Origin of the sequence: Brachybacterium sp. P6-10-X1, from assembly GCF_001969445.1 — a bacterium.
GTDB lineage: Bacteria > Actinomycetota > Actinomycetes > Actinomycetales > Dermabacteraceae > Brachybacterium.
This window is the reverse complement of sequence record NZ_CP017297.1, coordinates 987,968-1,000,882: the sequence shown is the minus strand read 5'-3', so window position 1 is coordinate 1,000,882 and position 12,915 is coordinate 987,968. Positions and strand designations below refer to the sequence as shown.

The window sequence follows — 12,915 nt, the reverse complement described above, 5'->3', positions numbered from 1 at the left end:
AACATGTGCCACGCCAGCGCGAATCTTCCTCCACAAGGGGTGTTCATCCACAATTTAGGACGGGTCTGCGAAAAGGCTGGCACGCCTCGAACGAAAGTTCTAAACTAGGGGGAGGGAATCGGGCGAGAGAGGACGGTGTGATGACGGTGAACAGGTCATCATCTGCAGCCGCCTCTGTCGACTCGACGCACCCCGCCGGGTCACCTGCGACCGACGCCTCGCACTCCTCCGCCGAGTCGCCGTCGATCAGCGCGGCCGAGCCCCCGCGGACGCCGGTCCGCGCCCGCACCCCGCTGGGTCCGGACTCCTTCGCCGCCCGCTCGCACGTCGAGCCAGGGTGCGTCGAGGAGCAGCTCGCCCGGGCGCTGTTCGCCACGCACCACGAGGAAGCCCTCGCCTATGCCGGGCGCCTGCGGAAGCTCGCGATGCTCTGGGACGACACCAGCGAAGAGGGCGACATGAACGCGATCCTCGTCGCCGACGCACGCCGGGTCACGCTGGATCAGGCCCGCACGCAGCTGAGCGATGCCGCCACCGCCGTCGTCGGCCTGCCGCGTACGCTCGCCCGTCTCGAAGCCGGACACCTTCCGGTCACGTGGTTCGAGCAGCTGCTGCGCCGGACTCGTCGACTCACCTCCGACCAGTGCCGGCAGGTCGACGTCCGGGTCGCCGAGTGGGACCTCGAGAACATCGCTGCGGACCGGTTCTCGCGGGAGTTGGGCACGCTCATCGCCTGGTTCGGGATGGCGGCGGTCCGTGAGACCCCGACCGAGCAGCGGGACGTCTCCCTCGAGATCAACCCTGATCACGACGGTACCGCCTGCCTGCACGTGACCGGACCGATCCCTGAGATCCTCGACCTCTCGCGCCGTCTCGACCTCGCGGCGCGTGCCGTCCAGGGCGAGCAGCGTCGCGCCGTGACGGAAGGGCGCCCGGCACCGTTCGACATCGACGGCGACGTCGGCCGTACGGAGTGCCGTATGCCGCTGGCCGCCCTGCGCTACGCGATCCTCACGCGCACCGTGCTCGAGACCCCGGGTGTTCAGGTGCCCCGGAGCCGCTTCCGCCTGCAGGTGATCGTCCCGGCCATGACACTGCTGGGGGAGTCCGACGCCCCCGGCACCATCGACGGCACCATCCCGCTGCCCGCCCGGATGGCTCGCCATCTCGCAGCCGATGAACCCACCTGGTATCGGATCCTCACCGACCCCTCCGACGGCGCCTACCTCCCGCTGCCGCCGGCGACGTACTCGCCCACCACCGCGATGGCCGAGCACCTCCGTCTGCTCGATCCGGTCTGCGCCTTTCCCGGATGCACCAACAATGTGTGCACGGTCGGCGAAGCGGATCATATCGAGGAATACGATCACCGAAACCCCGAGAGGGGTGGACAGACCGCCCTCGAGAATCTTCACCGATTGTGCTGGACGCACCACGACATGAAGACCCGAGGACTTCTCGATCCGGTCCGAGGGCCGGACGGCACCACCACGTGGCACATCGGCGGTCGCGCCATCATCACCTCCGACCAGAACCGGGATCTGCTGACCCCGGAACTCGCCGCGGCCCTCCAGAGCTCCTGGGAGTTCTACGAGGACATGCGCATGGGGGACGACCTCCGCCTCCGGGGTCTCCGACTGCTCGGGGACCCGGACCCGGCCGACGTCCGGGATGCGCCCGATGTCTCGGATCCGCCCGAGCCGGGAGCGTCCGCCGACGGCGCGGACCGTGGCGCGCTCGTCGGGACGGCACGGTTCCCTGCCCCGCCCTTCTGAGCGATCTGCGTCCCATGGTGTCCCCGGTGTGTACGCCACCAGGGAAACTTCGCCTCGGTAGGTGGCCGGATCCGTCCTGCACCGTCATGCTGGAGGGATGTCGGAGAACTCGCCCCGGGAGCGTTCCTCCCACGAACCGGACCCGGCCACGCAGGAGCAGTGGCAGCGGGAACGGGAGGAGGTGCTGTCCGAGTACGGCACCTGGCGACTGACCGACGACGAGGACGCCCCCGCCGCCGATGAGGTGCGCACGCTCGAGACGTTGCTGCGGCTGAAAGCGGAGCAGCAGGGCAGTCCCGAGATCGGCCTGTGGACCGAGGAGCTGGCGACCGCGCTGCTCACCGAGGTCGTCCCGCGCACGGTCATCCAGCCCCGCGAGCACGCGATGGACATGGTCCCGACCCTCGGCCGGTTCTTCACCTATCTGGGGCAGACGGGCCGCTGGGCCGCGGACTCGATGCCGCCGCAGGCCGCCCCCATGATGCTCTCCTCCTTGGAGTTCGCGACTCTCGAGGCGGCCGACGACCCCTCCCGCCGCTCCTTCTCCACCAACATCCTCGGCCATGGTCTCGCGCTCGGCGTGGACCTCGAGGACGACGACGAGCTGGCCGGCTACATGCACTGGTACAACTCATTGCCCGACGACGAACGGGTCGAGCTCAGCGACACCGGACGCCTGAGCGACCCGACCGTGCCCTTCGACCGGGAGGAATCGCTGCGTGCCGCGCGGGAGGAGAACGTCCGCAGCAGGTCCTGGCCGTGGTTCCTGCCCGAGCTCAAGGACGGCGACGGCATCACGGTCACGGAACTCGGCACCGATCAGGAGTCGCAGGTCTATGCCGACACCTCGTTCGTCGCCGTGGCCGCCGGCATCCTGGATCTGGTCGGTGACGGAACCCGCAGGATCACCGGGACCCAGGCGCTGTCGCGGACGGACTGCTCCGCCCTGCTCGAGACCATCGGGACACCCCGGACGGTGCGCAGCATGTGGCAGCACCCCGAGATCGCGGGCCCCTGGATCACGCTGCTCGACGGTGGCTGGCTCAGCCTGACCGGCACCCGCGTGCACCGCGAGCCGGGCCCCGTCCCGTACGTGACGCGCAGCGACGACCCGGAGAAGTTCGTCGAGTTCGGCCATGCCGTGCTCACCGCGACGATGTTCGGCCGGGATGCCCGGGACCCGGACGACGGCGGGTTCCGCGGCATGCCCGACACCCTCGCCGCGCTGCTGGTCGCCTGCAGCGAGCAGGGACTGGACCTCCACGAGAACCTCGAGCGCGCCGCGCAGGAAGGTCGCGCCCAGGCGTCCGTCGAACGCACCGCAGCACAGCGCAGCGTCGAGGAATGGCAGCGGTGGTCGAACGTGCAGGTGGACCTGGATGCGCTCACCGAGTCGGGCGTCCTCACCCGCGACGGCGCGCGATACCGCGGCTCCGCGGCCGTGATGGCCGCCCTGGTGGCGCTGATCAAGGATCAGGAGACGCGCGGGCCCGGCGACGCCTGAGCCGGCCGCGGGGGGGGGCGGGAGGCCCGGGACCGCCGTCCCCCCTGGCGTATGGCCAGTCTATGCCCTGGTACGGGGCTTGCGGCAAGGCCCCCTCGGTGCGCAAGAATCACTCGCTCGTGCGGCCCGACGGCCCACGAGGACGCACCACCACCGGGGGAGACATGACGCAGACCAGCACCTTCGACCTGGCCGCACGCCCGCAGCACAAAGCCGCTGCCGAACGCATCGGCCGCGACGAGGAGCAGTTCCGGTCGATCGCCACAGCACTGGCCGACGACATCGACGACGTCCGCCGAGCTCTCGACGCCGCCCTCGCGCACCAGACCGGGGACGCCCAGGGACGGGTCGAGCGTGACGCGAAGGTCGCCCACTTCCGCACCCGCCTGCGGGGGCTGGAGAGCTTCCGGCTCGACGCGGTCCTGGGCCGGATGAGCCCGACCGACGGGTCCGGGCCGATCTACATCGGACGGCTCGCCGTGCACGGAGCCGACGGGAAACCGCTGCTTGTGGACTGGCGCTCCCCGGCCGCTGAGCCCTTCTTCGCCGCCACCCGCGCCGACCCGCTGGGCCTGGCCTCCCGACGCCGCTATCGATGGGCGGGCGGACGGGTCCGGGACTACTGGGACGAGATCCTGACCCCGAACGAGGTCGAGGACCCGGACGGGTCGGACGCGGCGGAGTCGGACACGGCCCTCGACACCGAGTCCGCGCTGCTGGCCACCCTGAACCGGGCGCGCAGCCCTCGGATGGAATCCGTGCTGACCACCCTGGCCGCGGACCAGGACGCGATCATCCGCGCGAGCGCCCGCCGCCCTCTGGTGGTCGACGGCGGCCCCGGCACCGGCAAGACCGTCGTCGCCCTGCACCGCGCCGCCTATCTGCTGTACAGCGACCCGCGCCTGCGCGACCGTCGGGAAGGCGTGCTGTTCATCGGCCCCCACCATCCCTACCTCCAGTATGTCGCCGACGTGCTGCCCAGCCTCGGCGAGGACGACGTGCGCACCTGCACCCTCGCGGACCTGGTGCCGGAGGGGGCCGGCGCTCGGCTCGAGGATGACCCGCAGGTCGCCGCGCTGAAGGCGACCTCGATGCTGGTGGAGGCGATCGAGCCCGCCGTCGGCCTGTACGAGGAACCGCCGCGTCGTGACCATCAGCTGGAGACGGACTGGGGCGCGGTGCTCCTGGGCGAGGAGGATTTCGCCGAGGCCTTCGAGGCCGTCGACCCCGCCACGGCGCACAACCTCGCCCGCGAGGAGATCTGGGAGGAGCTCGCCGAGATCGTCGCCGCCCAGCTCGCCGACACCTACGACGAGCACCCCGATCTGCGCCAGGTGCGCGCGGCGCTGGCCTACGACGAGGAGCTGGTGACCCTCGTGCACCGGGCGTGGCCGATCCTGCGGGCCACCGACCTCGTCGGCGACCTCTTCGAGGTCCCCGCCTACCTGCGGCGCTGCGCTCCGGGCCTGACCGCGCAGCAGGTTGAGCTGCTGCAGCGGACCGACGCCCGTTCGTGGACCGAGGCGGACCTCCCGCTGCTGGACGCCGCCCGCCACCGTCTCGGGGACCCCGGGGCCGACGCTCGCCGGCGCCGCCAGCAGACCGCCCGCCGGGAGACGGTCGACGAGGTGGATCTGATGGTCGACTACCTCATCGACTCCGACAGCTCGGACCTGCAGGAGATGTCCATGCTGCGCGGCGAGGATCTCCGCAACGCCCTCGAGGACGCGACCGCGGTGGAGATCGCCCCGCCCGACGAGCTGGCCGGGCCCTTCGCCCACGTCGTGGTCGACGAGGCGCAGGAGCTCACCGACGCCCAGTGGGCGATGATCCTGCGTCGCTGCCCCTCGCGCAGTCTCACCCTCGTCGGCGACCGTGCTCAGGCGGCGCACGGATTCCGCGACACCTGGCGCGAGCACCTCCATCGGATCGGCCTGGACCGGCTGGAGCTCACGGAGCTGTCGATCAACTACCGCACTCCGCAGGAGATCATGGAGCAGGCCGCGCCGGTGATCCGCGCCGAGCTGCCGGATGCGAACGTGCCCACCTCCGTCCGGGAGTCCGGCGTGCCCGTCCGCCACGGGCGCACGGAGCAGCTCGAACAAGTCCTCGCAACCTGGCAGGCCGAGCACGAAAAGGGCACGGCCTGCGTGATCGGGCACCCGACCTTCGCCTCGACCCCCCGGATCCGGGCGCTCACCCCGCGCCTGGCCAAGGGGCTCGAGTTCGATCTCGTCGTGCTGGTGGACCCCGCGGACTTCGGCGAGGGCCTGCCGGGAGCGGCCGCGCGCTACGTGGCGATGACCCGGGCGACCTCGGAGCTGGTGGTGCTCACCGGTCGATGACGATTCCCACGTGGGCACCGCAACGTGGCAGGCTGGGCTCGGACGGCGGGACCTACTCCCCGCTTCTCCGCTTCTCCGCCTCTCCACCGACCCGCCAGGAGCCCCCGATGACGCTGCGCGCCAGCACCCACGACGGCACCCACCCCCGTCCCACGATGATGCGCGAGGACTGGACCTCGCTCGACGGCAGCTGGGGCTTCGCCCATGACGACGCCGACGTGGGGACGACCGAGCGCTGGTACGACCCCGCCCGCTCCGAGCGGTTCGACCGCACCATCACGGTGCCGTTCGTGCCGGAGTCCGAGGCCTCCGGGATCCATGACACCGGCTTCCATCCCGTCGTCTGGTACCGCCGCACGATCACGGCGGTCCCGACGCCGGGGCAGCGGATCCTGCTGCACCTCGGTGCCGTCGACCACGAGGCCCACGTGTGGGTCGACGGGCGCCTGGCCGGTCACCACGTCGGCGGCCAGACCTCCTTCACCTGCGATCTGACGGATCTGCTGGATGCGGGGGAGGAGCACGTGGTGGTGGTGCGCGCGTTCGACGACCCGCACGACGTCGAGCTGCCCCGGGGCAAGCAGGACTGGCGCGAGGAGCCCCACGGCATCTGGTACCACCGCTCCACCGGCATCTGGCGCAGCGTGTGGCTGGAGACCGTCCCCGAGCAGCATCTGACGAGCTTCCAGTGGGACTTCGACATGCCGCGCGCCCGGGTCGACGTGAGCCTGCGCCTGGAACGTCGGCCGCAACCGGGCACCACGGTGCGGATCGCGCTGAGCGCGGGGGAGGAGGCGCTCGGCACCGTCGAGGTCGCCGCGCACGACCCGCGGATCGAGACCAGCGTGGACGTCCCCGCCGTCCGCAACACCCAGGACCGCGACCGGCTGCTGTGGCGGCCCGAGCACCCGCGTCTGGTCGACGTGTCCCTCCAGGTGCTCGTCGACGGGGAGGTCGTCGACACGGTGGCCAGCTACCTCGGCCTGCGCACGACCGGTATCGACCGTGGACGGTTCCTCCTGAGCGGCGAGCCGTACTTCGTCCGCTCCGTGCTCGAGCAGGGTTACTGGCCCACCTCCCAGCTGACCGCCCCGACGATCGCGGCGTACCGGGAAGAGGTCGAGCTGATCAAGGAGCTCGGCTTCACCGCCGCCCGCATCCACCAGAAGGTCGAAGACCCCCGCTTCCTGTTCTGGGCCGACAAGCTCGGCCTGCTGATCTGGGGCGAGACCGCCAACGCCTACTCCTACTCCCCGCGCGCCGTCTCGGCGGTCACCGCGGAGTGGACCGAGATCGTCGAGCAGGTGCGCGCCCATCCGTCGGTGGTCACCTGGGTGCCGATGAACGAGTCCTGGGGCGTGCGCGACCTGGCCGACCACGCCCCCCAGAAGGACCTCACCATCGCCCTGACCGCGCTGACCCGGGCGCTGGACCCGTCCCGGCCGGTGGTCGCCAACGACGGCTACGAGATCACCGGCGGGGACATCCTCGCCCTGCACGACTACACCACCGACGCCGCGGTCCTCGCCCGCCGCTACGAGGACGAGGACGCGGTCGCGGAGGTGCTCGCGAGCCGCGGGCCGCTGGGACGGCGCCCGATCGACGATGCCGCACAGCACGTCACCGACGGCGCCCCGGTGATGGTCACCGAGTTCGGCGGGATCGCCTACGCCTCCGAGGGCACCTGGGGGTATGCGACCGTGACCACCCCCGAGGAGTTCGAGGCGAAGGTCTCCGGGCTGTTCGCGGCGCTGAACGGGACCTCCGCGCTGGCCGGGCACTGCTACACGCAGCTGACCGACACGCTCCAGGAGGCCAACGGGCTGGCCGATGCGGACCGTCGGCCGAAGCTCGACCCCGCCGTGATCCGGGCGTTCGTCACCGGGCGCGCGCAGGGGTAGGGCCCGGCTCAGCGGATGCCGCGCATGCCCTTCCCGACGGGCTTGGCGACCGCCAGCATGATCAGCCCGATCACGATGGTCACCGCACCGAGCACGCCGAAGTAGGTGCCCTCGGTCTCGGCGGTGTAGAACTGCGCCAGGGACCCGGACAGCGAGGTGCCCAGCGCCACCGACAGGTTGTACAGCGCCATCATCATCACGGGGAACGCGGCCGGGGCCAGCTTGGTCGCCAGCGACAGCCCCACCGGCGACAGCGAGAGCTCGCCGAGGGTGGCGACGAGCATGATCATCGCGACCCAGAGCACCGGCACCGAGGCCACCGGCACCATCGGCAGGAACAGCAGGAACGCCGAGCCCATCAGCATGATGCCGATCGCGAACTTCACCGGGGTGCCGGGCTGGCGGGTGCCGAGCTTCGTCCACAGCGCCGCGAACAGCGGAGCCAGCACGATGATGAAGAACGGGTTGAACGACTGCACCCACGGGATCGGCATCTCCCAGGAGCCGAGGAAGGGCAGCTGCAGCGCCCGGTCCAGGCGATTGTCCGAGTACAGGGTGATCACGGTGAACTGCTGCTGGAACAGGGCGAAGAACGCCGTGGTGCCGATGAACAGCGGGATGAAGGCGACCACGCGGGAGCGCTCGTCGGCGGAGACCTTGCGTGAGGTCAGCAGGAAGGTGAACAGGGCGACGGCCCCGACCACGGACAGGCCCACCATGATGTTCGCCAGGTTGTCCGGCGTGACCACGCCGCTGAGGACGAGGATGATCACCAGCAGCACGACCACCACGGCGATGCCCGCCCACAGCGGGCGCCGGGCGCGCGGCAGCGGATCCGGCACGGCGTGCACGGTCGTCGGCAGATTGCGCCGGGTGAGCAGGTACTGGGTCAGGCCGATGGCCATGCCGATCGCGGCGAGGCCGAAGCCGAGGTGGAAGCCCCACTCCTTCTGCGCGAAGCCGGTGATCAGCGGGCCCAGCAGACCGCCGATGTTCACGCCCATGTAGTAGATGGAGAATCCGGCGTCGCGCCGTGTGTCGTGGACGTCGTAGAGCGAGCCGACCAGCGTGGCGGCGGTGGCCTTGAGCCCACCGGAGCCGATGCCCACCAGCAGCAGACCGGTGACCAGGCCGGGCACGCCCGGCAGCAGGGCCAGCGAGATGTGGCCCAGCATGATCATCACGGCGCTGCCGAACAGGGTCCGCTCGGGGCCCAGCAGCCGGTCGGAGACCAGTGCGCCCAGGATGCAGAAGACGTAGACCGAGCCGCCGTAGGCGCCGACGATGCTCGCGGCGACCGTCGGATCGATCCCCAGACCACCCTGGGTGGTCTCGAAGTACATGTAGATGGCGAGGATGCCCTGCATCCCGTAGAAGCTGAAGCGCTCCCACAGCTCGACGCTGAACAGGTTCGCCAGCGGGCCGGGCTGGCCCATGAAGGTCCGGCCCGAGGGATTGTGCTCGTCCTGGCCGACCACGTCGGTGGCCGCCGGATCTGAGGGGTCTGAAGAATTCACGGTGACCGATCCTGCGCCACCTGCCCGGCGCTCGGCAATCCCCCGGGAGGGGATGTGACCGGTCAGTCGCCCCGTGCAGGCGTCGGAGAAGTCGTGAGGTGGGTCAGGCGACGGAGGCGCCGGAGCCCGCGGAGGTGGAGGCGCTGCGGGCGCGGGAACCGCTCCGGGAGGCGGCGCGGCCGGCGAGGGCGATCCTTCCCGGGCCGACGGCCGCGAGCAGGAGCGCCCCGGCGCCGAGCGCGCCGACGAGCTCCCAGCCGCCCTCGGTGACGAAGACGCCGCTGCCGAGGTGCACCAGGAAGGCGGCGACCGCCATGGTGATCGCGAGCGCGAGACCTGCGATGGAGGTCAGCACCCCCAGGATCAGCAGCGCCCCGCCGATCAGCTCGACGCAGGCGACGAGCGGGGCGGCGATCCCCGCCAGCGGGACGCCCATGCCGGCGAAGCCCTCGGTGGTGGCGGCGATCCCGTTCTGGCCGGCCTTCTGCCAGCCATGGGCGATGAAGATCCCGCCGAGGACGAGACGGGCGAGCAGCAGGGCGGGGTCCCGCACGGCCGCGGGCAGGGCGGTGGTCGCAGAGATCATGGAAGGTCCTCTCGAGACGGATCGGTGCCCCCGGCTGTCCGGGGACCGCCACGCTAATGGAAAACTCAACTATTCCTGGGGTCCGGGAGGAGTGATCCTTCCCTCGTCGCTCAGGAGCCGGGTCGTTCAGGAACCGGGCCGTTCAGGAATCAGGACGCTCAGGAGTCCGGGGCCAGGCTCGGCATCTCCCGCAGCCCGAACTCATGGCGCAGCGCCCGGGTCGCGGCGTGCCAACCGTTCATCCCGTGCACCCCTGGTCCCGGCGGGGTCGCCGCGGAGCACAGGTACCAGCCGGTGGTGCCGAGCTGGTACGGATCCCAGCGGGGGGTGGGCCGGGCGATCATGGACGCCATCGTCACGCCGCCCATGGTGATGTCACCGCCCACGAGGGCGGGATTGTGGTGGGCCATGTCGGCGGCGCTGATCCCGCGCGAGCTCACGATCACGTCCCGGAAGCCCGGGGCGAACCGCTCGATCTGCCGCGTGACCAGCTCCGTGGGATCGCCCGGGTCGCCGGCGGGCACATGGGCGTAGCTCCACAGCGGGCGCAGCTCCCCGCTGCGTCGGGAGGGATCGGCGATGGAGGGGTCGCTGACCAGCGTCACCGGATGATCGGGCACGCGACCCGCGGCGACCTCGGCCTCGGCCGCCGCCATCTGGGCGCGGGTGCCGCCCAGGTGCTGGGTCCCGGCCCGCCCCACCTCGGCGTCGCGCCAGGGCACCGGGCCGGAGAGGACGAAATCGACCTTCGCGGCGGCGTCGCCGCGCCCGAATCCGCGCAGCGCGGATTCGAGGGAGCGGGGGAGACGGTTCGCGAGGATGTCCGCGGCGGCCCCGGCCGTCGTGTCCAGCAGCACGGTCCGGGCGGGCGGCACGTCCCGCCAGGTGCGCACCCGGTGACCGGTGACGATCTCGCCGCCGTGCGCCCGGAGGTCCGCGGCCAGCGCGTCGATGATCGACCGGGACCCGCCGACGGGGATCGGCCAGCCGGCTCCGTGGGCGATCGTGCCCAGCAGAGCGGAGGTGGCGGCCAGTCCCAGCGAGGGGATCCGGCCGATCGCATGGGCCGCGACCCCGGCGAGCAGGGCGCGGGCCCGTTCGGTCCGCAGCGGCAGGCCCCAGGCCGGGGTGCCCTGCAGGCCGACCAGTGCGCCGAAGAGCGGCGCGATCTCGAGGGTGCGGGGCGTGGTCAACAGTGCCCGCGGGATCGACCGCTTGTCACCGAGGGCGAGCTCGGCCACCAGGTCCTGATGGCGCGACAGGGCGCCGAGCGTCGCGCGCCAGGCCGCGCCGTCGGCACCGAGCCCTTCGGCGGTGCGGTCCGCGTCGTGCCAGGCGATCGCGGCGGGCTCGTCGTCCAGCGGTTGAGCGTAGGAGGCCTCGGGGGCCACCAGATCCACCCCGCGCGCACCCAGGTCGAAGGTCTCGAAGAAGGGGCTGGCCAGCGCCAGCGGATGCACCGCCGAGCACAGGTCGTGGACGATCCCGTCGGCCAGGCCGAGGTCCAGCGTCCGGGAGCCCCCGCCGATCGTGTCCTGGTCCTCGAGCACCTGGACCCGCAGCCCCGCCCGGGCCAGGGTCACCGCTGCGGTGAGACCATTGGGTCCGGAACCGACGACGACGGCGTCGAGGGCGGGGGACGGATGCGCACTCATCTGCCCAGCCTAGACGGGCGGCCTCTGTCCGGCAGTCGGCCGAACCATTTACGAAACGCGGGTGTCGCGTAATCTGGGGGAATGGAGACCACCACTGCCCAGTCCACGCCTCCCGTCCCTCCGAGCCCGCGCGGCCCGAAGAAGCCCCGGAAGCAGGCGGTGCTCGAGGTCCTCGGCAAGACCCGGCTCTCCCCGCGCCTGCTGCGCGTGAGGATCGGCGGTGAGCAGTACTCCCATCTGCGCCGCAGCACGCAGGCCGACGCCTACGTCAAGCTCCTCATCGCCGACCCGGCCTCGGGCCTGCAGCCCCCGTACGACCTCGACGCCCTGCGCGAGGACACCCCCGAGCTGCTGCCGGCGCGACGCACCTACACCGTGCGCCACTGGGACGACGAGGCCCAGAGCCTGGATCTGGACGTCGTGCTCCACGGCCACGGAGACGACAGCGGCACGGCCGCCCGCTGGGCCGACGAGGCGCAACCGGGGGACCGAATCGCGCTGATGGGCGCCGGAGGCGGTTACACGCCCGAAGGGTCCGCCTCCTCGCACCTGCTGATCGGTGACCACGCCGCCCTGCCGGCCATCGCGGCCTCGCTGGAGTCGATGGATCCGGAGGCCACCGGCCTCGTGCTCCTCCACCTCGACGAGGAGGAGGACCTGCTCGAGCTCACCCGCCCCGCCGGTGTCGAGCTGCGCTGGGTGATCGGCCCGCGCGAGCGGCTGCTGGAAGCCGTGACCGCGCTGGACCTCTCGGCCGGCACAGGCCTGCAGGTGTTCTGCCACGCCGAGCGGGCGCTGACCAAGCAGCTGCGCCGCGTCCTGGTCGCGGACGCCGGCATCCCGCGGGACCAGATCTCGATCTCCGCCTACTGGGCGCTGGGTCGCATCGAGGACCAGTTCCAGGCGGAGAAGCGCGAGGCCATCGGCAAGATCGATGAGTGAGCCGACGCACACCCCCGACCTCGTCGTCGGGGAGGACGGCCTGGCCCGCCCGCGGTGGGCCGCCGTCCACGAGGACCTGCGCGCCTACTACGACACCGAATGGGGCCTGCCCGTGCGCGACGAGCGCGGGGTGTTCGAGCGCCTCGCTCTCGAGGGCTTCCAGTCCGGGCTGTCCTGGGCGACGATCCTGCGGCGCCGGGAGGGGTTCCGGCGCGCCTTCGCCGACTTCGACGTGGACGCCGTGGCCGCCTACGGCCCGGCCGAGGTCGAGGCTCTGCTGGCCGACACGGGGATCATCCGCCACCGCGGGAAGATCGAGGCCACCGTCTCCAACGCCCGTGCCACCGTGGCCCTGCGCACCGCCGAGGGTCTCGGCGCCCGCGGCGACCTCGGCCCCGGCAGCGACCTGGGGCGACTGGTCTGGTCCTACCGCCCCGCGCGCACCCCGGCCCCCGCCGTGTCCGCTGAGGTGCCCACCACGAGCCCCGGCTCCCGCGCCCTGGCGAAAGAGCTGAAGAGCCACGGGTTCCGCTTCGTCGGGCCGACGACGATGTTCGCGCTGATGGAGGCGATCGGCCTGGTCGACACCCACCTCGTCGGCTCCCACCGCCGCGGGACCTCCGGCGTCTGGGCGGCCGACGGGACGTCCGTGAGCTAGCCACAGTTCGTCACAGACCTCGCCACCTCCCC

General features: G+C 71.7%; 9 protein-coding genes. 6 read left to right on the top strand and 3 right to left on the bottom strand.

From position 1 onward, the window contains the following. The first annotated feature begins 140 nt into the window (after window positions 1-140). From BH708_RS04535 to BH708_RS04520, 4 genes are all read left to right on the top strand, one after another. Entirely contained in the window at window positions 141-1,775 is a 1,635-nt protein-coding gene (locus BH708_RS04535) for an HNH endonuclease signature motif containing protein (protein ID WP_083713276.1), read from the top strand. 97 nt (window positions 1,776-1,872) lie between these two features. Then, a complete protein-coding gene (locus BH708_RS04530; RefSeq protein ID WP_083713275.1) occupies window positions 1,873-3,279 on the top strand; it encodes a hypothetical protein in 1,407 nt (468 codons plus the stop codon). 164 nt (window positions 3,280-3,443) lie between these two features. Continuing rightward, the gene (helR, locus tag BH708_RS04525) at window positions 3,444-5,624 is read left to right on the top strand and encodes an RNA polymerase recycling motor ATPase HelR (RefSeq protein ID WP_076806967.1); all 2,181 of its coding nucleotides are present in this window, start codon (window positions 3,444-3,446) and stop codon (window positions 5,622-5,624) included. Window positions 5,625-5,731: 107 nt separating this feature from the next. Then, window positions 5,732-7,525: a glycoside hydrolase family 2 protein gene (locus tag BH708_RS04520; protein ID WP_083713274.1), complete on the top strand. Its 1,794-nt coding sequence runs from the start codon at window positions 5,732-5,734 to the stop codon at window positions 7,523-7,525. An 8-nt stretch (window positions 7,526-7,533) separates the two neighbouring features. Here BH708_RS04520 and BH708_RS04515 read toward each other — a convergent pair whose 3' ends face one another. The 3 genes from BH708_RS04515 to BH708_RS04505 all read right to left on the bottom strand — a co-directional run bounded on the left by BH708_RS04515 (window position 7,534) and on the right by BH708_RS04505 (window position 11,283). Beyond that, entirely contained in the window at window positions 7,534-8,961 is a 1,428-nt protein-coding gene (locus tag BH708_RS04515; protein ID WP_083713862.1) for a peptide MFS transporter, read from the bottom strand. 184 nt (window positions 8,962-9,145) lie between these two features. Further along, window positions 9,146-9,628, bottom strand: coding sequence for a DoxX family protein (locus tag BH708_RS04510; RefSeq protein ID WP_076806963.1), 483 nt, complete (start codon window positions 9,626-9,628; stop codon window positions 9,146-9,148). A gap of 158 nt (window positions 9,629-9,786) precedes the next feature. Then, entirely contained in the window at window positions 9,787-11,283 is a 1,497-nt protein-coding gene (locus BH708_RS04505; RefSeq protein ID WP_076806962.1) for an NAD(P)/FAD-dependent oxidoreductase, read from the bottom strand. 81 nt (window positions 11,284-11,364) lie between these two features. Here BH708_RS04505 and BH708_RS04500 point away from each other — a divergent pair, with 81 nt between their 5' ends. Then, window positions 11,365-12,225: a siderophore-interacting protein gene (locus BH708_RS04500; RefSeq protein ID WP_076806960.1), complete on the top strand. Its 861-nt coding sequence runs from the start codon at window positions 11,365-11,367 to the stop codon at window positions 12,223-12,225. Further along, entirely contained in the window at window positions 12,218-12,883 is a 666-nt protein-coding gene (locus tag BH708_RS04495; protein WP_076806958.1) for a DNA-3-methyladenine glycosylase I, read from the top strand. Before BH708_RS04500 ends, BH708_RS04495 begins: the two co-directional genes overlap by 8 nt. Window positions 12,884-12,915: the final 32 nt, after the last annotated feature.